At 62.1% G+C, this 25,252-nt stretch carries 25 protein-coding genes; 11 read left to right on the forward strand and 14 right to left on the reverse strand.

The genetic code is table 11. The features are described 5' to 3' along the window. Positions 1-20 precede the first annotated feature (20 nt). The gene (locus ACSW29_RS15105) at positions 21-338 is read right to left on the reverse strand and encodes a WhiB family transcriptional regulator (protein ID WP_230814392.1); all 318 of its coding nucleotides are present in this window, start codon (positions 336-338) and stop codon (positions 21-23) included. A gap of 69 nt (positions 339-407) precedes the next feature. Continuing rightward, positions 408-638 (reverse strand): DUF3263 domain-containing protein, encoded by a 231-nt coding sequence (locus ACSW29_RS15110; protein WP_230814393.1) that lies wholly within the window; start codon positions 636-638, stop codon positions 408-410. A gap of 194 nt (positions 639-832) precedes the next feature. Between ACSW29_RS15110 and ACSW29_RS15115 the strand changes: the two genes are divergently transcribed. Both ACSW29_RS15115 and ACSW29_RS15120 read left to right on the forward strand, forming a co-directional pair. Next, positions 833-2,020 (forward strand): ROK family transcriptional regulator, encoded by a 1,188-nt coding sequence (locus ACSW29_RS15115; protein WP_347874415.1) that lies wholly within the window; start codon positions 833-835, stop codon positions 2,018-2,020. Positions 2,021-2,289: 269 nt separating this feature from the next. Next, entirely contained in the window at positions 2,290-3,591 is a 1,302-nt protein-coding gene (locus ACSW29_RS15120) for an MFS transporter (RefSeq protein WP_448277604.1), read from the forward strand. A gap of 46 nt (positions 3,592-3,637) precedes the next feature. On the opposite strand, the gene ACSW29_RS15125 is transcribed toward ACSW29_RS15120, so the two are convergent. The 9 genes from ACSW29_RS15125 to ACSW29_RS15165 form a co-directional block, all read right to left on the reverse strand. Continuing rightward, on the reverse strand, positions 3,638-4,438 hold the full coding sequence (locus tag ACSW29_RS15125; protein WP_448277605.1) for a crotonase/enoyl-CoA hydratase family protein: 801 nt from the start codon (positions 4,436-4,438) through the stop codon (positions 3,638-3,640). 65 nt (positions 4,439-4,503) lie between these two features. After that, positions 4,504-5,484, reverse strand: coding sequence for an LLM class F420-dependent oxidoreductase (locus ACSW29_RS15130; RefSeq protein ID WP_448277606.1), 981 nt, complete (start codon positions 5,482-5,484; stop codon positions 4,504-4,506). 34 nt (positions 5,485-5,518) lie between these two features. Next, positions 5,519-5,920: a nuclear transport factor 2 family protein gene (locus tag ACSW29_RS15135; protein WP_230814398.1), complete on the reverse strand. Its 402-nt coding sequence runs from the start codon at positions 5,918-5,920 to the stop codon at positions 5,519-5,521. Continuing rightward, positions 5,917-7,638, reverse strand: coding sequence for a class I adenylate-forming enzyme family protein (locus tag ACSW29_RS15140; protein ID WP_347874419.1), 1,722 nt, complete (start codon positions 7,636-7,638; stop codon positions 5,917-5,919). The genes ACSW29_RS15135 and ACSW29_RS15140 overlap by 4 nt, the downstream gene beginning before the upstream one ends. A 13-nt stretch (positions 7,639-7,651) precedes the next feature. Beyond that, positions 7,652-8,935, reverse strand: coding sequence for an ABC transporter substrate-binding protein (locus ACSW29_RS15145; RefSeq protein WP_448277607.1), 1,284 nt, complete (start codon positions 8,933-8,935; stop codon positions 7,652-7,654). A 58-nt stretch (positions 8,936-8,993) separates the two neighbouring features. After that, the gene (locus ACSW29_RS15150) at positions 8,994-10,082 is read right to left on the reverse strand and encodes a branched-chain amino acid ABC transporter permease (protein ID WP_448277608.1); all 1,089 of its coding nucleotides are present in this window, start codon (positions 10,080-10,082) and stop codon (positions 8,994-8,996) included. Next, complete coding sequence (locus ACSW29_RS15155; RefSeq protein ID WP_317827360.1) at positions 10,079-10,975, reverse strand: branched-chain amino acid ABC transporter permease; 897 nt, start codon at positions 10,973-10,975, stop codon at positions 10,079-10,081. Before ACSW29_RS15155 ends, ACSW29_RS15150 begins: the two co-directional genes overlap by 4 nt. A gap of 3 nt (positions 10,976-10,978) precedes the next feature. After that, entirely contained in the window at positions 10,979-11,692 is a 714-nt protein-coding gene (locus ACSW29_RS15160; RefSeq protein WP_378446353.1) for an ABC transporter ATP-binding protein, read from the reverse strand. Next, positions 11,689-12,492, reverse strand: coding sequence for an ABC transporter ATP-binding protein (locus ACSW29_RS15165; protein ID WP_347874423.1), 804 nt, complete (start codon positions 12,490-12,492; stop codon positions 11,689-11,691). Before ACSW29_RS15165 ends, ACSW29_RS15160 begins: the two co-directional genes overlap by 4 nt. Before the next feature lie 113 nt (positions 12,493-12,605). Between ACSW29_RS15165 and ACSW29_RS15170 the strand changes: the two genes are divergently transcribed. Genes ACSW29_RS15170 through ACSW29_RS15185 form a run of 4 tightly spaced genes read left to right on the forward strand, consistent with a single transcriptional unit; the run spans position 12,606 to position 16,637 of the window. Further along, positions 12,606-13,193 (forward strand): nuclear transport factor 2 family protein, encoded by a 588-nt coding sequence (locus ACSW29_RS15170; RefSeq protein WP_448277609.1) that lies wholly within the window; start codon positions 12,606-12,608, stop codon positions 13,191-13,193. After that, positions 13,190-13,960 carry an SDR family oxidoreductase gene (locus ACSW29_RS15175; RefSeq protein WP_448277610.1) on the forward strand — a complete coding sequence of 257 codons (771 nt, stop codon included), beginning with the start codon at positions 13,190-13,192 and terminating at the stop codon, positions 13,958-13,960. The genes ACSW29_RS15170 and ACSW29_RS15175 overlap by 4 nt, the downstream gene beginning before the upstream one ends. Next, entirely contained in the window at positions 13,957-15,012 is a 1,056-nt protein-coding gene (locus ACSW29_RS15180; RefSeq protein ID WP_448277611.1) for an NAD(P)H-dependent amine dehydrogenase family protein, read from the forward strand. The genes ACSW29_RS15175 and ACSW29_RS15180 overlap by 4 nt, the downstream gene beginning before the upstream one ends. Further along, complete coding sequence (locus ACSW29_RS15185) at positions 15,009-16,637, forward strand: long-chain-fatty-acid--CoA ligase (RefSeq protein ID WP_448277612.1); 1,629 nt, start codon at positions 15,009-15,011, stop codon at positions 16,635-16,637. The genes ACSW29_RS15180 and ACSW29_RS15185 overlap by 4 nt, the downstream gene beginning before the upstream one ends. Before the next feature lie 75 nt (positions 16,638-16,712). Here the strand turns inward: ACSW29_RS15185 and ACSW29_RS15190 are convergent, their stop codons facing one another. The 3 genes from ACSW29_RS15190 to ACSW29_RS15200 are packed head-to-tail and all read right to left on the reverse strand — an operon-like array spanning position 16,713 to position 20,233. Further along, entirely contained in the window at positions 16,713-17,444 is a 732-nt protein-coding gene (locus ACSW29_RS15190; protein ID WP_317827367.1) for a hypothetical protein, read from the reverse strand. After that, entirely contained in the window at positions 17,441-18,958 is a 1,518-nt protein-coding gene (locus ACSW29_RS15195) for a carotenoid oxygenase family protein (protein ID WP_317827368.1), read from the reverse strand. Before ACSW29_RS15195 ends, ACSW29_RS15190 begins: the two co-directional genes overlap by 4 nt. Positions 18,959-19,000: 42 nt before the next feature. Then, on the reverse strand, positions 19,001-20,233 hold the full coding sequence (locus ACSW29_RS15200; protein ID WP_230814411.1) for an acetyl-CoA acetyltransferase: 1,233 nt from the start codon (positions 20,231-20,233) through the stop codon (positions 19,001-19,003). Between the two features lie 123 nt (positions 20,234-20,356). Here ACSW29_RS15200 and ACSW29_RS15205 point away from each other — a divergent pair, with 123 nt between their 5' ends. From ACSW29_RS15205 to ACSW29_RS15225, 5 genes are all read left to right on the forward strand, one after another. Then, complete coding sequence (locus ACSW29_RS15205) at positions 20,357-21,568, forward strand: acetyl-CoA C-acyltransferase (RefSeq protein ID WP_317827370.1); 1,212 nt, start codon at positions 20,357-20,359, stop codon at positions 21,566-21,568. Next, on the forward strand, positions 21,565-22,488 hold the full coding sequence (locus tag ACSW29_RS15210; protein ID WP_230814413.1) for an SDR family NAD(P)-dependent oxidoreductase: 924 nt from the start codon (positions 21,565-21,567) through the stop codon (positions 22,486-22,488). Before ACSW29_RS15205 ends, ACSW29_RS15210 begins: the two co-directional genes overlap by 4 nt. After that, the gene (locus ACSW29_RS15215) at positions 22,485-23,309 is read left to right on the forward strand and encodes a DUF1295 domain-containing protein (RefSeq protein ID WP_230814414.1); all 825 of its coding nucleotides are present in this window, start codon (positions 22,485-22,487) and stop codon (positions 23,307-23,309) included. Before ACSW29_RS15210 ends, ACSW29_RS15215 begins: the two co-directional genes overlap by 4 nt. Continuing rightward, complete coding sequence (locus ACSW29_RS15220; RefSeq protein ID WP_448277613.1) at positions 23,306-24,172, forward strand: acyl-CoA thioesterase; 867 nt, start codon at positions 23,306-23,308, stop codon at positions 24,170-24,172. Before ACSW29_RS15215 ends, ACSW29_RS15220 begins: the two co-directional genes overlap by 4 nt. Positions 24,173-24,253: 81 nt before the next feature. Continuing rightward, complete coding sequence (locus tag ACSW29_RS15225) at positions 24,254-25,252, forward strand: winged helix-turn-helix transcriptional regulator (RefSeq protein WP_448277614.1); 999 nt, start codon at positions 24,254-24,256, stop codon at positions 25,250-25,252.

Consider the following 25,252-nt stretch of genomic DNA (forward strand, 5'->3'; position numbering starts at 1 on the left):
GAGTCCTTTCCGAAGGACCGTCAGCTCGCGTTGGCGACCGCGGGCATCCGGTTGCTGCGCTTACGCAGCGATCGCACATATTCTGCGCGCTCGGTCTCCGTCATTCCACCCCAGATGCCGTACGGCTCGTGGACGGACAGTGCGTGTTCGCGACACTGCTGGAGTACAGGGCACGTCCCGCAGACCTTCTTGGCGTTGCGTTCACGGTTCTCGCGAGCATGTCCGCGCTCGCCGTCCGGGTGGAAGTACACCGCGGAGTCATGCCCACGGCACGCTCCCTGCAGCTGCCAATCCCACACTTCGGCGGTCGGGTACGGCATCGGTAGGTGCTTGTGCATGATGGCGACCTCAATTCCTTACTCGGATGAAACGGATTCGGGTGACTCGGGGCTTACGCCGGGTCGGACTTATCGACGCCTGGCCGATCGGCCGAGTCGATGTGCACAGACGGTTGCGAGTTCGCCGGTGACCGGCGGAGTCAGCGCTACGACGCCGTCATCGAGAATCGCCTGCAGCCTGCGAAAATACTCGTCCGGGGCGAGGCCGAAGGTTACAAAGATCTCTTCGTCAGGTCCACCGTCGAACTGCTGCCACTTACGTGCAAACTCGACGATCTCTTGTGTATCGGTGCGGCTCATCAGGCTCTCCCCTGTTTGTGCGCCCTGCTTCACAGAAACTGCGACTCGTCTCCTCGGACGCCCGTGGCAGTGAGTCAAGACACAGACTATGCCTACTTCTGCTTTTTAACAAGACCTACTTACGTCTTTTTGTGGACAAAGTACGGGAACTTTCGCACGCTGAAGTTACTGACGAGGAATGCTTGAATAGGACAATGACCCGACCGTCCACGACTCCGGCTACCGCGGGAGAGGTATTCACGCTGATACGCAGCGGTTCCGCGACCACGCGCAGCGAGATCGGGAAGCTCACCGGGCTGTCGAGGACGGCGGTATCGGCCAGGGTTGCAGCACTTCAATCGCTTGGTTTGATCGCCGATGACGACGAGGGCCCGTCGACAGGCGGTCGGCCGCCATCCACTCTCACGTTCGCGAACTCGTCCGGCGTGGTTCTCGTCGTGGCAATCGGTCGATCGCGGGCACAACTTGCAGTCACCGACCTGGCGGGCACGATCCTCGCTGCAGAAGACATCGACAAGTCGGTCGGGGTCGGCCCCGACGAACTGATGCCCGAAATTGCCGAGCATCTTTCGTCACTACTGACCCAGGTCCAACGCACGTCTACCGAGGTCATCGGAATCGGACTGAGCATTCCCGGAACGGTCGACGTCGCCGCAGGAGCGAGCCTCGACTCTCCGATGATGGCGGGATGGGACGGAGTTGCCCTCGCCCCCTACTTGGCATCGGTGACGACGGCACCACTGTTTGCCGACAACGATGCCAACGTGATGGCTCTGGCCGAATTGAGCGAACGCCGCGAGAGCGCGCCCAACCTCCTGATGATCAAGGCATCGACCGGCCTGGGCGCGGGAATCGTCCTGGGCGGAGTCCTCCAGCGTGGTTCACTCGGAGCCTCCGGCGAGATCGGGCACACGAAAACTGCTGCGGCACGGGGCATGAAATGTCGGTGCGGCGACGTCGGCTGCGTCGAAACCGTCGCCAGCGGTTGGGCTCTCGTGCATGCCCTCCGAGATCAGGGCCGAAGCGTCGGGCACGTGCGTGACGTGGTCCGCCTCGCACTGGACGGCGACAGCGAAGCACGCCGGCTCATCAGAAGCAGCGGTCGACTGATCGGCGACGTCATTTCCGGCGCGGTCAACCTCCTCAATCCCGAGGTCCTGATCATCGGCGGCGACATGGCCGAGGCAGACGAACTCTTCCTCGCCGGGCTTCGAGAGTCCGTGTACGGCAATGCAACGGCGCTTGCCACCCGAAAGCTGCAGATCGCATCGGTCAGCCACGGCGCACAATCCGGCATTCTCGGCTGCGCGGTTCTTGTCCTCGACCACCTCCTCAGCGCCCGGGAAATCGACCTGCGCATTGCCGCGTCGCCCCAAAACTGAGCGGCACCTGATTTCTCGCACGCTCCGCACCGGATAATCAGACCTTCCCGACACCTCTTGTGTTGACGCACACACTTCTGCATAATTCATTACCTACCGATCATTCGGTTGCCGATATTGACAATGGGATCGCGCAGGAACGCTCCGAGTCCGCCACAAGCATGCACCGAGCACACCGGCAACGTCGCAGATCGAACAGTATTTCTCCCCTGTTCCGACTTCGCAGTTCACCCCTTCGGTGGACCACGTGACTGGCAGAAAGTAGCTCGATGACCACTACCAGAACTGGCACCAAACCCGCCGCGAAGGAGTACGACCGCGCCGCGATGGCATCGATGGTCGGCACCACCGTCGAATGGTACGACTTCTTCATCTACGCCCAAGCCGCAGCGCTGATCTTTGCGGACCTGTTCTTCAAGCCGATGGGCTCGGCGGGTCAGATCGTCTCCTACGTCACGGTCGGCATCAGCTTCGTCTTCCGTCCACTCGGCGCCATCGTCGCCGGCTATCTCGGTGATCGACTCGGCCGAAAGCGCGTACTGGTGGCAACTCTGGCAATGATGGGCGCCGCGACGGTCCTGATCGGTGTGCTGCCGACGTATGCCTCGATCGGAATCTGGGCGCCGATCCTGCTGATACTTCTCCGAATCGTGCAGGGATTCTCGACGGGCGGTGAATGGGGCGGGGCCGCTCTTCTTGCCGTCGAACACGCACCCACCAAACGCCGAGGGTTCTTCGGAGCATTCGTCCAGATGGGTGTACCGCTCGGAATGTTGCTCGCCACCGGCGTTTTGGCACTGTGCACGTTCACCCTCACGGACGAACAGTTCACCACCTGGGGATGGCGAGTGCCGTTCCTGCTCAGCGTCGTGTTGATCGGCGTCGGCTTCTACATCCGAAGCAGGGTCAGCGAGTCACCCGTCTTCGCCGAACTCAAGGAACGCCGCACCGAGAGCAATACGCCTATCCGCACGCTGTTCAAGAAGCACCCGAAACAGGTCGTACTCGCTGCCCTGTCCTTCATCGGCACAAACGGCAACGGCTACATGGTGATCGGTGGATTCATCGTCGCGTACGCCACCAAGACGTACGGCTTGGGTAAGACGGAACTACTGATTGCCACGCTCGCCAGTGCCGTCACGTGGGGCGTGTTCACCATGATCGGCGCCTACTGGTCGGATCGGCGCGGCCGCACCAGGGTGATGAACGTGGGCAACCTCGCAATGGTCCTGTTCGCGGTGCCGTTCTTCCTCCTCATCGACACTGGAAATCTCGGCTGGATCTATGTGGCAATGATCCTCTTCTCGGTCGGACTCGGGCTTTCGTACGGACCTCAACCGGCATTGTTCGCCGAGCTGTTCCCGGCTTCGATCCGTTACAGCGGCGCATCGATCTCCTACGCCGTCGGCACCATTTTCGGTGGCGCTTTCGCGCCAACCGTTGCGCAGTGGCTCCTCGGCAGAACAGGTGGCACTCTGGCCATCTCGATCTATCTCGCCCTGTTGGCCGCGGTGTCCTTCGTCGCAACGATGCTCATCAAAGACCGATCAGGACGAGACCTGATGCTGTGATCAACCTCGACGTGGACGCCGCACGGCGCCGCGATGCCGGAGTTCGTCAGCCGAACTTCCGAATAGCGAACTCCGGCAACCTCTTCGCACCGTTCGCGGTGCGCACGATCTTGTGGTTTTCACCCCTCATCAAAGCCAGTTGGATCCGCGATTCAATCCAGAATGCCCAGCGAGGCGATCGGTTCCAGGTCTTGTGCAACAACGTCTTCGTTGCTGCGACCGCGTCCGGTGAGCGAGTCATGATCTGCGACAGCAGTTCCTGTGCCGGCTTGAGTGGATTGTCGCTGACTCCGCTCACGAAACCCCACTCGAGAGCCTGATTTCCGCCGAATAGTTCCGCCGTCATGGCAAGGCGTTTCACGACGTCCATTGCCGCGAGTTCACGCATCGTGACCGTCCCTGTCATGTCTGGAATCAATCCCCACTTCGCCTCCATCACCGAGAACGTGCAATCGGGGGTGGTAAAGCGAAAGTCTGCAGCGAGCGCCAATTGCAGTCCCCCACCGAAGCAATGGCCGTGAACGACCGCGATGACGGGCACGGGCAATTCGCGCCACACCCAGCACGCGCGTTGAAATAGGTTGGTCTTCTGACCTGGAAATTTTGCAAAGGCCTTGGCCATCCGCATCGGTTGCTTGCCCGCAGAAGCGAAGTCCAACCCGGCAGAGAATGCGTCACCCGCGCCTTGCAGAACTACACCCCGAATCGAACGATCGGTTTCGATCGTTCGAGCGGCATTCACCAGTGCGTCGAGCATATCCAGATCGAGACCGTTGAGTTTCTCCGGTCGGTTCAGCGTTACGTACGCCACCGACTGCACTACCTCGACACGAACACGATCACTCACGGCAACTCCTCCGATTCGACATATCCTCGACGAACTTACCTGAGAGTAAGTTCGTCGGGGATATGTCATGCCATCTCGGCAAGAAGTTCCATGGTCGCTTTCCCGGCCGGATCCGAATCAGTGGATGAAGGCACGGCCACGACGGTGTCCACACCCGCCGCTCGGTACGCCTCGAGCTGCTCACGGGCATCGGCCGGAGTTCCGACGATTCCCACCGTCGCCACCATGGCGTCGGAGACCTGACTCAAGAGCTCGCGAGGCGCGGTCCCGGCCCTGGCTGCCTCGATCACGTCCGCGAAGCCTGCGCGGACGAACATGTCCGAGTATCCGGGGGCAGCGAGATACGGCACGAGTCCACGTCGGAGTTGATCGATCGACATTTGAGTTGGGCCTTCGGCTGCCACGGCCGCCGGCGACCAAACCGACACCTGGGGCATCGCCGTTTCCATTTCAGCCGCGATTTCCTTGCACCGTGTGATCAGGCGCCCCGCTTGCTCCGGGCTGACCAGATTGAGCACTAGTTCGTCGCCCAACTCCACCGCGGCGCGAAGGGCCCGGTCTCCGAAAGCTGCAACGATGAGCCGGCCGCCCGGCGGTTGAAGACGCAGCCTGTATCCACTGGTGCGCATCACCGTGCCGGCGACTTCGCCCCGCTCGCCGTTCATGAGCGATCGCACACCGCGGGCGGACTCCGCGAGCGCTCGAGCTGCCCCGGATCTGCTTCGTCCATGCCATTTTTCGACCACGACAGTGCTGGACGTGCCCAACGCTATCGACACAAGACGCCCGGTCAGGCCGGCCACCGACGCCGCCCCGATCGCGATCATCGCCGGATCACGAACCGTCACCGCGAGCGGGCCGACCACCAGTTCGGAGTGCTCGAAGCCGACGCCGACTGACGTCGCCAGTGCAAAGGCGTCGTACGTCGCCATCTCCCCCACCCACACTCGGCCGAACCCCAGTTTGTCGGCAAGGCGCGCAGTGACAGTCACTTCACGCGGCGGACGGTCCTGCCACAAACCCAGGGAGATGTCGATAGTCGGCAATCCTCTCTGTGAAGTCCCTCTACTCGAAGTCCCGCTACTCGAAATCGTCGACAAGACCCATTCCCTTCAAGAGTGTCGGACGGTCGTAGTATTCGAGCCACTCGGTGATCCGTCCGTCTGCCATGGTGAGGATTCCGACAACAGGCACGACGCCGTGGGTACCGTCGAAGTGGAAGTCATCGACTCGCTGCACGAATACCCTGCCGTCGATCACGCCGAGAGATTCGATCTTCAAGGTGATCCGTTCGCACTTGCTTGCCAGCAACGCAATTCGGCCCGCGACAGCTTCCTTGCCGACAAGAGGTTCCTGCATCACGCTGTGGAGCACACCGTCCTCGGCGAACAGATCGACGACGCGTGTCCAATCCATGACGTCCCAGGCCTGGAACATCTCACGCGCCAGCGCAAGTTTTTCACTGTCGTTCATCACACTCATGCCACACTCTTCTGTCGAAGTTCACGCTTGAGGATCTTTCCGGTCGAATTGCGCGGCAGCTCTTTCCGAATTTCCAGCCGTTCGGGAAGCTTGTACGACGCGATGCGCTTGTCCTTCAGGAACGCGACCAGAGCGTCCAGCTCGAGTTCCGTCTCGGGCCGCAGCGTGACCACTGCTGCGACGCGCTCACCGAGCACTTCGTCGGGGTCGCCGATGACGGCCACATCCGCCACGGCCGGATGCTCGGCGATCAATCCCTCCAGTTCGGCTGGAGCTATGTTCATTCCGCCGCGGATCACGAGGTCCTTCCCCCGGTCCAGGTAGCGGAGGAACTGCCCGTGATCACCGGCAATCTCGAAGATGTCTCCGGTGCAGAGGAATCCGCGTTCGTCGAACGGTGACGGCCGATCGCCGAGATAGCCGGCAAAGACCGTCGGTCCGCTGATGCGCAACTCACCCGGGTGCCCGACTTCGGTGATGTCCTCGCCGGTGACCACGTCGACCAAGCGAACGTCCATCCAGTCCGAGATCCTGGTGCTCCAGCGAAAGTTCTCGACACCGAAGCGGGGGAAGTACCGTGCGCGGTCGTCCGGATCCGGCATGTCCGCAGGCGAGGAGAGCAGACTGATTCCTTCGTTGGATCCGAAAAAGTTGATGACTCCGATTCCGTACCGCTCCTGCCATCCCCGCACCATCGGAGGTTGCAGTGGCACCGAACCCGAACCAATCCGAGTCAAGCTCGACAGGTCGACTGCCGCGAGCATCGACTCGTCGGCGAGCAGCATCCACAACAGCGCAGGCGGCGCTACCGTGTACGTCACTCGCTCGGCCTCGATCTGCCCGAGGAACACTCGAAGGTCGAACGGGTGGTGCTGTACCAGTACACATCCCGTGCGGAGCCACGGCAGGAACATTCCGTTGATTCCGGCCATGTTGACCATCGGGAACGGGTTCAACAAGACGTCGCCGACGACGATGTCGGGAGCGTCGATCGTGGCCCAGCAGATGGCCAGCCACTCGTAGTGCGAACGTGGGACCCCCTTCGGCTCGCTTTCGGTCCCGGAGGTCCAACAGATCGTCATCGCATCGTTGGGGTCGTTCGGATCTTCGGTGTTTCGTTCATCCAGTTCACTTCGCTGCGCTTCGGTCGCAGTCCGAGGACTCAGCCCCACGACGCCGGCGGGAAGCTGAGCCGGAAGCTCGGACGCGGGAGCGTAGGCGAACACCGATCTCAGAGAAGGAATCCGGGATCTGATTGCAGCGATCTCCGTAGCAGGGAGTCTGTCACCAAAACTGGGTACGGTGACAAATGCTGCAAACGCAGCCTGGTTTGCCATTCCTTCCACTTCGCGTTCGCGGTACTGCATCGGCAAGGGTGAGACCACGATCCCCAGCGACCACGCTGCGAGATAAACCTCGACCAGTTCGACGGTGTTGGGCATCTGCACACCCAGAACATCGCCCCGGCCCAAACCCACCTCGGAGAAGCGGGCAGCGAGCGCGATGACTTCGCTCTCCAGTTGGTTCCAACTGAGGCGTCGTGGATCTCCGCCGGACAACTCGCTCCGGTTCGCCGGATCAACTACCGCGAGTTCGTCGCCGCGGGCCCGCACCTGCGCCCGGAACACCTGATCGATTGTCTCGTCGGACCACCACCCCTTCGAGGTGTATTCGTCCACCTTGCCGCGAGGATGCAATCCCCTGTGTGTCTTGTTCATTCGCGCACTCGCCTCAGTTCTCGTAACGGCCGGAAATGTCGATCACGTCGCCTTGCTTCTCGAACGCCTGGGTAGTGGCATTCCACTCGAACGGCTGGAATGCCAAGATGCCCAGCGCATGATCGGCGGTCATGGTGAACTTGATTCCGTCGATGAACATCGGCGGGTGGTAGTCCTGCGTACGCGCGGCACTCATGATGGTGGCGCGAGAGAGTCCGTCAGAAGACTCAGAGGCCCGAGTGAAGTTGTCCACCAACAGGTCACCGATGGCCCATCCGTTCACGGTGTAGCTGTTGGTCGGGGAATCGGCACCGTGAGCCGCCGCTCCGGCAAGGTAGTCACGTACTGCTGCGTCGTCCTTGTAGAGAGCGTTGTTGGGATCCTTGAGCCACACCATCACCTGCTGCCCGTCTGCAGCATCACCGGCGGGCGCGTACAGGGTCGCACCGTCGACGCAGTTCGACGGCTGAATCACGGTGTCGGGCTTCCATCCGACACGTCCGATCGCCTGAGTGATCGCGAGGCAGTCGGTAGTGACACCGGCGACCACCAAAACCTCGGCGCCGCTGGCCTTGAGAGTCGAAGCCGCCGTCTTGGGGTCGGTCAGCGCCTCCTCCGCCGCGATCTCGAAGTTGGTTCCTTCGATCGCGGATTTGAAGCCGTTGGCGATTCCCTGTCCGGATTCGGTCTGGTTCGTGGCCAGTGCGACCTTGGCGCCGTTCGGATACTTCTTCTTCAAGCTCTCGACCACTACCTCCATCTCGACGCCCGGATCCGGTAGATACTCCGTGGTCCACGGGAAGTCTTCGATGACCCGGAACTCGGGCATGCCTGCCTGCGCGAAGAGCAGCGGCACGCAGGCAGTGGTCTGATCATCCGCGATGGCGTTCAACTGTCCGGCCCCGAAGGTACCCAGAACGTCGACCTTGTCCTTCTGAATGAACTCTCCGACGTTGGCTTTGGCGCGCTCCGGGGAGAATGCATCGTCCTTGACCACGACGTCGAGCTTGACGCCGCCGACGCCGCCGGCCGCGTTCTCCACCTCGAACCGTGCTCGCATTCCTTCGATCACGTTGCCGACGGCATCGGCGAGCGGGCCTGACGTCGGCCCACTCCATCCCACCGTGAGTTTGTCGGTGATCGGCGCTGCGGCACCGCTGGGATCACTGCAGTCGTCGACCGATACTGCGCCGGCCGATGTCGACGTGTTGCTCTCTGCATCGGAGCTACCTCCGCAGGCCGAAAGGAGTAGTGCCGCAGCGGCGATGACTGCGGGAATCGTGGTCTGCCTTTTCATATCGTCCAGTTCCTTGCTGTGAGTGGAGGGAAACGAGAGTGGGCGAGGGAGACGGCACTCAGGTGCGAGGTTCACCCTCGCGATACTTGGGATGATCTGCGGGAACCACGAGGACGAACCGTCGGAGCACGCTGTTGATCCGACCCACGATTCCGTCCGGCATCAAGAACACGATCGCGATCAGCACCGCGCCGAACACCACTCCCGACACGGGGCCGTCGGTGACGCTTCCGGTGTAGTACGGCAGGAACACCACTGCCGTTGCCCCAACGATCGGGCCGAATTGGGTTGCGATTCCGCCCAACACCAGTCCGGTGATGAACTCGATCGACTTCATCAGCGAGAAGGATTCGGGTGAGAGCGCACCGATGTACATCGTGAACAGCGAACCTGCCAGGCCCGTGATCGCGCCGGAAAGCCCGAAAGCGAGAATCTTGACCCGCGCGACGTTGATGCCGTTTGCGCTCGCCGCGATCTCGTTGTCGCGCACCGCGACCATAGCCAGACCGAATCGACTCTTGACGAGATTGCGAATCAGGAGCATGACGATCGCCAGCGTCACCACCGACACCCAAAAGATCCAGAGGTAGGTGTCGGCTCGGGTCAACCCCGTCCATTTCGGCGGGACCAGTAGATTTGCACGAACCACCATTCCAGCGGCACCACCGGTCAGATCCCCGGTCTTTCGGATCACTTCGGGAAACGCCACAGCGACGGCGAGTGTCACGAGAGCCAGATATAGCCCCTTGATCCGCAACGACGGAAGCCCGACGAGAAGCCCTAGTACAAAACATAATACGACTGCAATCGGGATCGTGGTCAACGGCGAGTATCCGCGATCGACGATCAGCACGCCGGTCGTGTACGCGCCGAGGCCGAAGAAGGCAGAATGGCCGATCGACAGCAGTCCGGTGTATCCGCTGACGATATTCAGTCCCGCAATGGCAATCGCGATGATGAAGACGCTCGTGAACTGCCCCACGCGAAACGGCGCACTTTGTGAAGCGAGAAGCAAGGCACAGACGGCTGCCACCAGCAGAACCAGTTGGAGTATCCGGTACGACGTCGAACCGGCGACCACCACGCGCGGCTGCCTGACCGCCTTTTCGGCGACGGCGGGTTCATTTCTCTCGGCAAGCGTCGTCATACTCGCTCCAGTTTCTTGGTACCGAACAGTCCATTGGGTCTGACGAAGAGGATCACCACGATGATCAGCAGAGCGGATGTCTGCTGAAGCGAACCGCCGATGGCCGAAATGTAGCCGCTGAGCATCGATTCCAGGACACCGATCGTCAACCCGCCGACCACGGCACCGACAAGACTGTCGAGTCCACCGAACAGTGCGGCCGCAGATGCTGCGATGAAGATCGGAAACATGGTCGTGAGACCGAGTTGTTGCGGCGAGAGCGGAGTGACCAGGACACCTGCCAGTGCGCCGATCGCTGCCGCAACACCCCAACCGATTGCGAGTATCCGGCTGGTCGGAACTCCGGCGAGAGTGGCAGATTCGGCATTGTCCGCGACGGCACGCATGTGCAGACCGACTCTCGTCTTGCGAAAGAGCAAGGACATCAACACAAGTAGGACAACGAGCGCCACCAGTACGCCCAGTGCGTCGCCGTAAACACGCGCACCCCCCACCGAGATGTAATCGGTCGGACCGTTGGGGAACGGGCTCGGCATGATCTTCGTATCGCTCCCCCACAGCATTCCGGCCAACGAGTTGAGCCCGGTGAACAATCCCAGTGCCACGATCAGCACTGCCATGTCGCTTCGACGCTGAACCGGCCGAATGAGCAGACGCTCCATCAATGCTCCGAGCAGGAATCCCAAAGCCAGGGCCGCTCCGATCGCCGACCAGATCGGCCAGGACATCGTCGTCAGCCACCAGGCGACAAAGGTTGTGAACAGGGCCAACTCGCCCTGAGCGAAGTTGATCGTGCCGGTGGCGCGAAACACCACCACTAGTGCCAGCGCGAGAATTGCGTAGATCGATCCGTTGGTCAATCCGGAGATGAGTCGTTCCAGAAAGAGTGTCACCGTTTACTCCTGGTACCCGAGGTAAGCGCTGCGCACGACGTCGTCGGAACGAAATTCCTCGGGCGTTCCGGCAGCGACGATGGTGCCTACGTCGAGCAGGAAGACCTTCGACGCGAGTTTCATTGCGAGATCGGCATTCTGTTCCACGATCAGCAGTGCAGTTCCGTCGCTGCGGTTGATCGCACCGAGCGTGTCGAACAATTCGGCAATGACGATGGGTGCCAGACCCAGGCTGGGTTCGTCGCACAGAAGCAGTGTGGGACGACTCATCAGTGCGCGCGCGACCGCAAGCATCTGCTGTTCGCCACCCGAGAGTGAGCCCGCCAGTTGCGTCGAGCGACGACCGAGTACCGGAAATGTCTCGCACCACCGCTCGATGTCGGCTGCGATCTCAGCCTTGTCCTTACGCAACGCAGCGCCGACGAGCAGGTTGTCCCGCACCGACAGTTGACCGAGAGTTCCGCGGCCTTGCGGGACGAGGCTCACGCCGGCGGCCACGGCGCGTTCCGGTTTGGAACCCAACGGCGAACCGTTGAAGGTGATCGTTCCCTGATGCGGAATCAAACCGGCCAGCGCACGCATCATGGTGGTCTTTCCGGCGCCGTTCGCACCGAGAACAACAGCGACCCCACCAGGTTCTACATCGAGCGAAACCCCGTGCAGTACATTGCCTCGCCCGTAGCCGGCATGCAGATCGTCGACCTTCAAAAGCGTCATGCGGCACGTCCCAGGTACGCGTTGATAACGGCGTCATCCTGCTGGATCTCCACCGGAGTTCCCTCGGCAATCTTGTGGCCGAAGTTCAGGGCTACAACGTGATCGGAGATCCCGAGCACCAATCCCATGTGGTGTTCGACCAGAAGCGCACCGAAGCCGAAGTCGTCGCGGAGCGAGACGATCAGTTCTCCCAGTTCCTTGACTTCACTGTGCGTGAGCCCACCGGCAGGTTCGTCCAGCAGGAGTAGCGACGGCTCGGACATCAATGCTCGCGCCAACTCGACGCGCTTGAGTGTTCCGAACGGAAGGCCTGCCGCAGGTGCGTTCGCGACGTCGACGAGTTCGAGGCGTTCGAGCAGATACCAGGCCTTCTCTCGCAGTTCTCGGACTCGAGCGCGCGCTGGAGGCCAGCCGAGAAGCCCGCTTGCCAGACCGAAGCGACCCCGAGACGATCCACCGACCATGGTGTTGTCGAAGACGCTCATGCCGCTGAACAGTGCGAGATTCTGGAAGGTTCGAGCGATCCCGGCCGACGCGAGCGCATAGGGGCGCAGCCCCAGTAGATCGGTTCCCTGCCAGGTGATGACGCCCCGGCTCGGCTCGTAAATCCTTGTGATGCAGTTGAACAGCGTGGTCTTACCAGCGCCGTTGGGTCCGATGAGCCCGCAGATCTGACCGGCGCGGACGTCGAAGCCGACGTCGTCGAGAGCGGTGACACCGCCGAATTCGATCGATACACCGGAAAGCGTGAGTACAACCGGCGCATTCCCGGGTTGTGCGGGTGGTGTGGTTCCAAGCATTGGTTTCACCTCCTCGTGACACTTCAATTAACAGTGTGATAGAGATTACTACAGTAAGCAGAGGCACTCCGTCAACGTGCGACTCCTCTCCGGAGCCGAGAAGGGACATCATCGTGAGGTCCAACGACATTCGCGCAGTCGATACCGGCGGGGGCCCGGGCACTCGGGAGTACAGCCCGATCGAAGCCCTGGTCGCCAAGCAGGAAATCTACGAGGTTCTGGCGCGTTTCCTCCGAGCCGCAGATCGCGGCGACGTCGAGGGCGCCCGGCAGTGCTACCTACCAGGTGCAACCGAAGACCACGGCGGGGTCTTCACCGGCACTGCCGACGACTACGTCGACCACATCGCCGAGGCCATCACGCACCCGCGGTCGCTGACGACCCACGCCCTGACCAACGTCTTGATCGAACTCGACGGGGACGCCGCACACGTCGAGTCCTACGTGCTCGCATTCGCACGAATCAAGCACTCGCACGGCATAGCCGACACACTCACCTCGGCGCGCTTGATCGACCGCTTCGGCTTCGAGGACGGCAGGTGGGGAATCCGCCACCGCGCACTGCGGTGGGACTGGAACCACGACATGGCCACAGCCGAAGGCTGGATCTTCGGGATGCTCGCACCCGAATCGTCATTGAAGAAGAGCAAGAAATATCCCGACGACCTCATCTACACCCGACAGGCACAGGAGCACTCATGACAATGTTTCGCGGAACTCCGATAGGGGGCGCTACCGTCCTCGTCACCGGCGCCAATCGAGGCCTCGGGTTGGCCTTCGTCCAACAGGCGAAGTCGATGGGTGCAACCAAAATCTATGCGGGGGTGAGAAATCCCGACGAGGCACCGGCCGAGCTCCGAGCCACCGGAGCACACATCGTCGAACTCGACGTCACCGATCCAGGACTCGTCGACGCTGCCGCCGCGAAGTGTGGTGACACAACGGTCGTCGTCAACAACGCCGGACTGTTCACCGGGAATCGGCTGATCGAGGCCGACGACGAAGCGGCTGCACGAGCCGAGATGGAGGTCAACTACTTCGGGCCTCTGACGATGATCCGAGCCTTCGCGCCGGTGCTCGCCGCCCGCGGCGGAGGATCGATAGTCAACGTCCTCTCGGTGGCCGCAATCGCTCCAACCGCCTTCATGGGTGGCTACTCGCCGGCCAAGGCGGCCGCTCTGTCACTCGGCGGAATCGCTCGCGCCGAACTCGAACCGCGCGGCATCACTGTCACGTCCTTGATCGTCGGCAGCGTCGACACCCGCATGGCGTCACATGTGCAGGGCCACAAGGAAAAACCCCTCGACATTGCCGCGACCGGACTCGCCGCCATGCAGCGCGGTGAGTGGACGTGCGACACCGATTTCATGGCAATCGACGCACGTGCGCGCCTCGCCCGCGACCCGATTCGGTACGAACGCGGACTGGGCAAGCTCCTCTTCGCCGGCGAATTGACCACCCGATCATGAGCGCTCCGATTCGTGTTGCCCAGTGGGCGACCGGTGCCATCGGCAAGACGGCACTACGCGGAATCATCGATCGTCCCGACCTCGAGTTGGTCGGCCTGTACGTGTACAGCGACGCCAAGGCCGGTCGCGATGCCGGCGACATAGCCAGACGCGCGCCGACGGGCGTGATCGCGACACGCAGCGTGGACGAGATCATCCGCTCGCGCCCACAGGTTCTCATCCACAGTCCACGTTTGCAGATTCCGTACGAACGACACGACGACGATCTGTGCCGTCTGCTTCGCGCCGGGATCAACGTGATCACGACGGCCGGGCAGCACTTCCCCCGCGCACACGGCACCGAGCGCGAGCACATGTTCGCCCACGCATGCAAGGAAGGTGATTCGACGCTCTTCGGCGTCGGGGTGAGCCCGGGTGTCATCGGTGAGCGATTGGCGTTGGCGCTGACGGGAACATCGATCGAACTCGACCGCATCACGATCGACGAGGTGCTCGACGCTCGCGGCATGCCTGACCCCGACTTCGCGTTCAATGTCATGGGGATGGGCTCGCCCCCGGAAGAACTGGACGGCACTGGGCCGTTGCCCTCGCTGTACGCGTCGCTGTATCTGGAAACCATCGCGTTCATGTGCGAACGACTGGGCATCACCTACGACGAAGTCGTGTCCGATCACAGGGTCGTCGCGGCGCGAACGGATCTCGACGTCGCCGCCGGACGCATCGCCGCGGGAACCGTCGGAACCACCGAATGGCGCTGGCACGCAATCGTCGACGGAAAGCAGTTCCTCACTCTGGCCATCATCTGGACCATGGAACCCGATCGCGAGGAATACGTGGGGCGCGATCAATGGGAGGTCCACCTGTACGGCAAACCCGAGATCGTGATGACCGTCAATCTCGTCGAACCACAAGATCCGCACAGCCGGACAACCGCCGGTCAGTTCATCACCGCGGGCCCGGCACTACGCGCCGTCGAGCATGTACTCGCTGCTCCCACCGGCATTTTCGAACCCCCTGTCTTTGCCCCCTTCAGATTGGAGCATTCAGCATGACAACTCAGCCGACAGCCGTAGGTTCGACTGCCACCCGTGAACCCGGCACCCGCGAACCTTCTGTGAACGCGCTCCTACCCGATGGACGCCCCGTGCAGAATCTCGAAGACTTGCTGCGTAGCCGGGCGATTGCCAGTCCGGAGAGCACCGCCGTCATCTCCGATCACGGTCGAACGAGTTTCCGCGAACTGGACATCGAAGCCAATCGTGTCGCGAATGCACTTCTGCGCGATGGTGTTCGAACAGGTGACCGGGTGGCGTACATCGGCGCGAACGCACCGTCCTTCCTCTCCGTCCTGTACGGATCTTCGAAGATGGGCTCGATTCTGACGGCCGTCAACAATCGGCTGGCACCGGGCGAGGTCGACTACATCCTGAGCAACAGCGAGCCGACCGTCGTCGTACTCGGAGCAGGCGATGAGGGCCTCTCCGACGTCGCTGCTGCGGTCGGTAGCGTCCGGACCGTCGTCACGGTGGACGGCGCCGGAAACTCGGTCTCGTGGAACGACTGGCTTTCCGGCGTCGGGGACGACGATCCGGGGGCGTCGCGCAGTCCCGACGACACAGCGCTGATCTTCTACACGTCGGGAACCACCGGCCACCCCAAGGGAATCGAACTCACCGGCGCCAACCTCGGCCGCGCACTTGCGACCATGTATCACCTGCTCGATCTCGACACCGATTCGGTGGCCATGTGCCCGGTTCCCTTCTTCCATGTAGCCGGACTGGGTCTCGCCCTGGTCACGACGCTCGGCGGCGGTGCCCTCCTTCTCAAGACCATCGCCGGACCCCTCGAGTTGGTGGCGCTGATGCAGGAGTACAAGGTCACGCATGCGGTTGCCGTTCCCGCGGTGATCAGCGTCTTGACCTCGCTCCCTGCTGTACGCGAGGCGGATTGGAGCGCCCTGCAGTTCTTGGTCTACGGAGCCGCTCCGATGCCACTGCCTCTGTTGCAGGACGCCACCAAGGTCTTCGGATGCAGTTTCCTGCAGGCTTACGGACTCACCGAATCGACCGGCGGCGTCACGATGCTGACCCCTGAAGATCATCGGGCGACCGACGAGTCGACCGCGCATCGGTTGAAGTCGGTCGGGCAGCCGATGTTCGGCGTACCCATCCGCATCATCGATCCCGTGACCCTCGAAGACGTCCCAGTCGGTATCCGCGGCGAGGTCGTCATCGGCGGCGCTCACGTCATGAAGCGCTACTGGCGCAACGAGGCGGCTACTGCCGCCACCATGTTGGACGGGGGCTGGCTTCGCACCGGAGACGGCGGATCGTTCGACGAGGACGGGTATCTCTATCTCCACGACCGTCTCAAGGACATGATCGTCTCCGGCGGTGAGAACGTCTATCCCGCCGAGGTGGAGAGCGTTCTCTCCGGCCACCCCGGAATCCGGGAGGTCGCCGTAGTCGGCGTTCATTCCGATCGCTGGGGTGAGACTCCCATTGCGGTGGTCGTTCGAGCCGGCGACTCTGGTGCCGCCGAAGCCGAGATCATCGAGTGGTCACGCGAGCGGCTGGCTCACTTCAAGTGCCCCAGTGCAGTTCGGTTCGTCGAGGAGCTGCCACGCAACGCGAGTGGAAAGCTACTCAAGACTCGCTTGCGACAGGACTTCGCCTGAGTCCATGACAAGAAATCGGGGTCGATCGCTTCGAGCGATCGGCCCCGATTTCTGTCGTTCGATGTGAGGCAAGCTTCAGCGTGGGTGAATCCGGAACTCGACGCCGCCGAGACTCAGACCGGGCTCGACGGCAGAGGCGCCGCTCGACGCCGCCAGATCGATTGCACTGAGCATCGACCGCTCCCCCGGAACGAACGACACGACGCGCGATCCCAGCGTGATCGAGAGTGTTTGCCTCGAAGCCGATTTCTTTCCGAACACTTCGGCCCAGAGCGTCGCCGTCTTGGCCGGAGCGGGAGAGGACACGTCGACCCCGAGGATGTCGTCGACCCATGGATCGACCGAAACCTCCTTCTCCGTCTCGTCCCAGAACCACTCGTCGGCGTCGGGAATCTCGTCGAGTTCTACGAGCAGGCCGAGATCACCGGGATGGAGCTGGACGATGCGGTGCCCGTAGGCCTCGAGATCGGCCACCGTCCGAACACCGACCGCGGCTGCACGTTCCAGATAGGGCGCGATATTCGATACCTGGATCGAGAGTGCATAACCGCCCTCCCCTCCGCCCTTTCGGATCCATCTCGCCAACGAGACAGTCTCGTCGAGCGGTGCGACGATCTCCAGAAAGGCTTGCGGCCCGACGGCAAGGGTCTCGTCGGCCAAACCGATGTCTTCGAGCAGTGGATCCGCGAATCCTGGTGCCAGATTCAACGCTTCACGTAATTGCCGGCCGGTCTTGTCCAGATCTCGTGCACCGATCACCACCTGCCGCAAGATCTCCCACGTGCCCGTGCCGGGCGCGTCCGTCACAGTCCGACCGCTTCGGCGGCGGTGTCGGCGGTCTGCCAGCGACGAAGCTCGGCCCCCGGAGCCCACGTCGAATGGGTACCACTCGAAATCCGTTCGGGGAGGCGAAGTTTGCACAGTGGACCATCTCCGACGCGGGCGGCGTCGAAGATCAGACAGAAGGACGCATCCTCGTTCATGTCAGTGGTCAACGTGATGAGATAACCGTCGTCTTCCGCGGTACCGCCCACACGTGGCGCCATCGACGTCTCGCTGCCGTACACACCGTCGCCGAAGGAGAATCGCTCCTCGTTCCCCGTCAGCAGGTCATGTTTGACCAAGCCGTCGAACAGGAACCACGACGGTTTACCCGAAGCCGCATATGCGTATCGGTACTTCTCCCCCGCGAAATTCCCGTTCATCATGCCGAATTCGGTGATCGAGTCACTGAGCTGCTCTTCACGCGTGGCTCCGGTGACCAGGTTCAAACGCCAGCGGTGCAGTCGGGTCTGCATACGATCGAGAGCGAGGAAGCGGAAGGCGCGTTCCCACTGATTGCCCATCCCGTTGTCCGACGGCTCCGGATCGCCCTGGTAGAAACCGTCCAGAACGATTTCGTCCCCCTCTTCGTAGGCGTTCACGAAGTGCAGGACATACGTCGGATCCGCCTCGAACCACTTGATGTCAGCGGTGTTTCCGCGGCGTGGGATGACTCCGAGACGTAGCGGGATTTCGGGATGGAAATTCGCGACGTGCGCGCCCTTCTGGAGCAGAACCGGATCCCAGAACAACGGGCAGTCGTTGAGGATCGCGTAGTTCTCCGTGAAGGCCATGTCGTGTGGCAACCGCGGACCGGGAAGTGGGACATCGACGTAGTGGACCAACTCGTTGGCCGAGTCCACGACGCCGTAGTGCATGTACGGGGCTTCCTTGCTGTAGTTGAAGAACAGCATTTCTCCGGTCTTGTCGTCCACCTTCGGATGCGCGGACACGCCCCATTCGAAGGGGAACTTGCCGTTCCAGCTTTCCTTTCCGAGTGTCTCCGCCGACATCGGATCGAGCCGATACAGATCCCCACACTGGTAGAAGCTGGTGAGAGCAGTCCCCCGGTGAACGACGACGTCAGTGCTGGACGCGTCCTTCATCCGGGTGCGCGCACCCTTGCCGCCCTCGGGGCGACTGAGTTTGGGAGACTCCGCGAGCCCGGCCCACAAGGCGCCGCCGGCGTCCTGCTCGGCCGCCAATCCGTCCGTACGTACGAATCGGTTGCGGTAGAACGACTCTCCGTCGCGGAAGCCCACGATGTGAATCATGCCGTCACCGTCGAAGGGGTGATACGCCTTCATCGAGGGATGAAGCGGATTCTCGGTATTTCGCAGGTAGACACCGTCGAGGTCTTTCGGAACCTCACCGAACACAACTTCGAGGTTGTCCGCTTGGAACTCGGTGGTCTGCGGTTGCCACGGACCGGTGCGATACGGGTGATCGTCATCGGCGGGAAGGGTGGACAACAACTTGCCTACGATTTCGACGTCCATGGAATTCTCTTTTCGACTGATGGGGAAAGACTGGGCTGCAATTCAGGAAACGGCGTCGACGACAAAACTGACGGTGGTGGCCGTACTTCCGCCGAAGTTGAGCGTCGCAAAGCGGTTTGCGCCCTCGACTTGGAAGCCGCCGGCCGTTCCTGTCACCTGATGGGCCGCATCGAGAAGCATGCGGACACCGCTGGCGCCCACCGGATGACCGCCGCCGATCAGACCACCGCTCGGGTTGATCGGTAGCTTGCCGCCCATGGCGATGTCTCCACTCTCGATGGCTTTCCAGGACTCGCCAGGCGCCGTCAGACCGATGTGGTCGATCGCGAGATACTCGCTCGCGGTGAAACAATCATGTGTTTCGATCCCGTCTATCCCGGCCAGATCGACTCCGGCCCGAGAGAAGGCGTCCATCACCGCATCCCGAACGTGTGGCATCACGTAGGGATTCTCCGCGTCACGCGCCAGTTTCTGATCGAGGCCCAAACCGACGGTGCGGTGGCCCCAGCCCGCGATCTGAGCCAGAGGAGTCGCCGCGGCGCCAGGATGCTCACGAAGGTACTTGTCCGTCACCAGCACCACCCCGGCACCACCGTCGGTCACCTGACTGCAATCGAATCGTCGAACACCACCTTCCACAACAGGATTGGTAGTGTCGTCACCACCCGCATTTCCGAGCAGATCGGGCACCGACCAACCGCGTGTCTGTGCGTTGGGGTTGTTCTTCGCGTTCGCGAAATTGATCTGCGAGATCGCGCGCAGGTGAGATTCGTCGATCCCGTAACGGCGCCCGTATTCCTTCGAAACACGATCGAACATGTACGGCCACATGAATTTTGCTTCCCGACCTTCGTGTCCGACCCAGGCTGCGGCACCAAGATGACCCGCTGCGTCGTCACCCGGAACTGTCTTCTCCAGTTCGATACCCATCACCAGAGCGGCGTCGTAGTTCCCGGCACGCAGGTCTGCCATTGCGGCGAGTACCGCGATACTGCCCGATGCGCATGCCGCCTCGTGTCTGGACGAGGGCACACCCCAGAGTTCCGGATGGACGGTGGCAGGCATCGCACCCAGCTGACCTTGGCCGGCAAACAACTGGCCGAAGGCATTACCGACGTGAATCACCTCGATGTCGGTCGCAGGAACCTTCGCCGCGGCCAGCGTGCGGTTCACCACCTCTTCGGCAAGGTTCGCGAAATCGAGTTCCTCACGGGTGAAGTTTCGTGCGAAGTCGGATTGGTACCCGCCGAGAATCCAAATGTTCGAAACAGTCATGACCTCTCCCCTTGCCGATCCGGCCCCGGTGACGTCACCGAGATACCCGTGTATCGGCGGTTGTAATTTCATCGCAACCGTACTACAACTAGCAGAGTAACTCTACTAATTGAAGGGTTGAAAATGACTGATGCTTTTGTCCTCGACTACGTGCGCACGCCGCGCGGTCGAGCATCGGCGCGAGGCGCCCTCCACGAACACAGCCCCGTGGATCTTGTCGTCCACCTGGCCAAGGCTCTGCAGGGTCGAACAAACCTCTCCGCAGACCAGATCGACGACGTAGTTCTCGGTTGCGCATCACAGGTGGACGAGCAGGGCGCGAACATCGCGAGAACTGCCGCACTCCTGGCAGGTTGGGGCGACTCCGTTCCCGGCGCGACTCTCAATCGATTCTGCGCATCCGGTGTCGACGCAGTCGGCCAGAGCGCAGCCCGCATCCGAAGTGACGACGTTTCCCTCGTCGTGGCAGGCGGTGTCGAAAGCGTCTCCCGCACCCCGATGTTCAGTGATCGCGGACCACTGTGGACCGACCCGGCGACTATCGCGCAGATCGGCTCCATCCATATGGGTGTTGCCGCCGACTTGAATGCCACGATCGAGGGGTACTCCCGCGACGAGTTGGATGCCTACGGCGTCGAAACCCAGCACAAGGCTGCCGAAGCGTGGCGCAACGGGGCGTTCGAGCGGTCGGTTGTGCCTGTTCCCGGAAAAAACGGCGAGGCGGGAATCGCACACGACGAACTGGTCAGGGCAGACACGAGCGCAGAGGGACTCGCAGCACTTCCGGCCGCATTCGAAGGACTCGGCGCCGGAGGTCAGGACGCTCTCGCGCTCGCCGCCTACCCAGAGGTCGGAAAGATCGAGCACCTGCACACCGTCGGATCCTCGCCCGCCATGGCCGACGGAGCGGCACTCCTACTCCTCGGGTCCGAGAAAGCAGCTGCCCGAGCCGGTTTGACACCTCGCGCACGGATCATCGGGTCCGCGTCGACATCGGTGAATCCGGTTCTCATGCTCACGGCAGGTCAGAGCGCCGTGGAGGCCGTCATCGCGCGAGCCGGACTGCGTCCGCAGGACATCGACGTGTTCGAGTTCGCGGAAGCCTTCTCCGCGCTCTGCCTACGGTTCCGTCGGGATCTCGACGCCGGGCCGGACCGGATGAACCCCAACGGCGGAACGATGGCGATGGGCCATGCATTCGGCGCTACCGGAGCAATTCTTGTGGGCGCGTGCGTCGACGAACTGGTTCGAAGCGACGGGCGATACGGCGTGGCCGCGGTCAGTGGCGCTGCAGGCGTCGGAGTTGCCGTGCTCGTCGAACGGATCGCCTCATGACCGCCAGTGGACTCTCCGGTCGCGTTGCCGTCGTCACCGGAGGTGGTAAGGGCCTCGGCCGTGCCGTCGCGCTGCATCTGGCAAGCCGAGGCGTCACGGTGATCGTCAACAATCGAAATCGCACACTCGATTCGAGCGACCGAGGCCCCGCAGATCAGGTTGTCGACGAAATCCTCGAAGCCGGCGGACAGGCCGTTGCCAACCATGACGACGTCACCGACCCCGAAGTCGGTCGAAAGTTGGTGGACGACGCTCTCACTCGGTTCGGACGACTCGATTTCTGCATCACCAGCGCCGCGGTCAGCGGTCCGCAGATGCTCCACCGCACCACTGCCGAGAACCTCAGTACCGTCATCACGACGAACGTCGTCGGGACCGCACTGGTTGCAGCCGAAGCCTCCCGCGTGATGCGCGAAGCCGGGTTCGGACGCATCGTGATGATTGCCTCGACCGCAGGACTGCACGGTGAGCCCACCGTATCTGCTTATGCCGCAAGCAAGGGAGCCGTGATCGCCCTGGGCCGCACCGCAGCGGCAGAAGGTGCGAACCGCAACGTCTTCACCAATGTCCTTCTTCCCTATGCCACTACGCAGATGACCGAATCCGGAATGAACCCCGAATTCGTCGACATCATGGGAGCCGACTTGGTCGCACCGGTAGTCACCGCCCTTGTCGATCCCGAGTCCGCTACCAACGGTCAGGTGATCGTCACGGCAGGGAACGGCGTGCGTTCGGCCGACGCCGTCGAGGGATCGACCGAATTCTTACCTACCACCACCGAACTCGATGCCACGGCGCTCGATGCACTGCTCGTAGCCAGTCGACTCGGCACACCTCACACCTATCCGAGCGCACAGGAAGCCTTCGCGGACTTCGCTTCCGAACTGCTCGACCACCACAATCGGAAGGCGCACGCGTGACCGACATCCCACTGGGCGATCTAGCACTGAACTTCGGAGTGAGTGCACTCGCCGTACTCGTCTTCATCGCTGCAGTGATGGCCGTCGCCATCCGCATGAACAATCACTCGATCATCGATATCTGTTGGGGGCCAGGCTTCGCCGTCGTCGCCGTCGTCTCGTACCTGACGTCCATCGGATCGGAAGGAAACGATCTGCGTCGCCTCGTTGTCCTTGCACTGACCGTGGTGTGGGGGATGCGACTGGGGTTGTACATCGGCTTCCGAAACCGGGGGCACGGACAGGACAAGCGGTACACTGCCCTACTCAAACATCAACAGGGACCGTTGGTTCCGTTCCTGATTCGGAAGATCTACGGACTCCAGGGCGTCCTCATTCTCGTGGTGTCGCTGCCCGTCCAGTTCGCGATGTACGAGTTTCGTGCCCTCGGCGTCGTCGGCGCGATCGGTATCGCCATCTGGGCCATCGGCTTCGCCTTCGAATCGGTTGGCGATTACCAACTTTCCCGCTTCAAGGCTGATCCTGCCAATACCGGAAAGGTGATGGATCGTGGATTGTGGGCCTGGACTCGGCACCCCAACTACTTCGGCGATGCGTGCGTCTGGGTCGGACTGTTCATCCTCGCACTCGGTGATCCACTGGCGCTGATCACGATCATCTCGCCGATCGTGATGATCAAACTGCTGGTGAGCTACAGCGGTAAGGCGTTGCTCGAACGTGGCATGCGCAAGAGCAAGGGACAGGCTTACGACGACTACGTCGCCCGGACCAGCGGATTCTTTCCCCGTCCACCCCGCCCGGCACGAAACCACGCGTCGTGACCGCCCCCACTAGTGGCCTCGCCGACGTCTTCGACCTGGAATCGACCGGCCCGGACCGGTGGCAAGGGTCGAACGACGGTGTTCGACTTCCTCAGTTGTTCGGCGGCCAACTGGTCGCCCAGTCGATTCTCGCAGCCGGACACACGGTGACCGACGGCAAAGCGATCAGTTCCGTCCACACGCACTTCCTGCGCCCCGGGTCGACGAATTGCGCGACCGAGTTCTCGGTAGATCGTCTTCGCGACGGAAAGCGCCTGTCCACCAGAGTCGTCGACGTCCACCAGGGCGGACGACTCGTCTGCCGTTCGACGGTCTCGTCCTCCTCGATCGACGAGGGCATCACTCACAGTCGTGCCGTCCCCGCAGCACTCCCGCCCGAAGAGTGCGTGACGTTGCAAGAGTTGGCCGAGGCGGACGGTGGACTAGGAGAAGTGTGGGAGGAGTTCTCCGCCATCGAGATTCGTGTGTCACCACTCGATTCGCAGTCCCCCACGACACATTCGGCGGCGCCTCCGCGCAACATCTGGATGCGTTCGGCGCAGCGACTGAGCGAAGATCCACTGATTCACGTGGCTGCTCTCGCCTATGCCAGTGATCTGATGCTGATGGCAACCGCACTGACTCCGCACGGCTACGACATCGGGCAGGAGCACTCGCTCGACACGGACTGGACTGGTGTGTCCCTCGATCACACGATGTGGTTTCAACGCCCTGTGCGGGCGGACGAGTGGCTCCTCTTCGAGCACTCGACCCCCACAGCTCACGCCGGCAGAGCAGTCGTGAATGCGGCGGTCTTCGATCGATCCGGACTCCAGATCTGCCAGATCACTCAGGAAGCGCTACTCATTGCCCGTCCCGAGTGATTCCCGACTCTTTCTGCAGACCACTCGGTACGCTCTCGCGGTGCCGCTGGGTTCGCGGCCTATGATTTCGGGGTGGTACGAGTGAATGCAACCGACTCTTCGACACCCACGGCGTCGGTGGGCGTCACCGAGTTGCCCGCAGGCGGACCCAACGCACTGGCCGTCACGCTCGGGTTGTTGGGGGACGAGTGGAACCTCTGGATTCTGCGGTTCGCCTTGTTGGGGTCGCGGCGCTACAACGACTGGCTGGCACTGGGGGGAATCTCCAACTCCGTGTTGTCCGCACGGTTGGCAATCTTGACGTCCGGCGGAATGCTCGAGCGTCGTGAGTATCAGCAGAACCCGCCCAGGCACGAATACTCGGTCACCCGCAAAGGGCAGTCGATCTGGCCCGTCCTCATCACCATGTGGTCGTGGGAGAAGCAGTGGGCGCCCAATGAAACCGCGCCGCTACCACCACTGCGGCACAGCACCTGCGGAAACGACTTCACCCCGATCCTGCGCTGCAAGGAGTGCGGCGAGGACGTGGACGTACGGTCTCTGGACTCCGAAATGGGCCCGAGTGGCGACTTCTCACGCAGTGTCCCCGAAGCAACATCGCGGCGACGCTCCACCAAATCCGAACGCCGACCGGAAATTCTGGCTCACACGATGGAACTCGTCGGCAATCGCTGGTCAGCGGCGATCATCGGTGCAGCTTTCCGAGGCGCTCGCCGCTACGGAGAGTTCGCCGAGATCACCGGGGCACCACCGGCGATAGTCGCCGATCGCTTGAAGCACCTCACCGAGATCGGTGTGATGGAAACGCGGCCGCTTCCGGATCGCCCACAGTGGTCTGAGTATCGACTCACCGCCAAGGGCACGGCGTATTTCCCCGTAGTGATGTGCATGATCACCTGGGGCCAGCGTTGGTTCAGATCCGCGGACGGCCCAGACATCGTTCTCCATCACAAGGCCTGCGGTAAGCGATTCGAAGCACGCTTGGCTTGCAGTGTGTGTGGTGAGGAATTGAGGTCTTCGGACATCGAGGCGATCGACCTCACCACCTCGGTTCACGTACCCGGGTCAGGCTGGTCCTGA

Source organism: Rhodococcus sp. GB-02 (assembly GCF_053470465.1).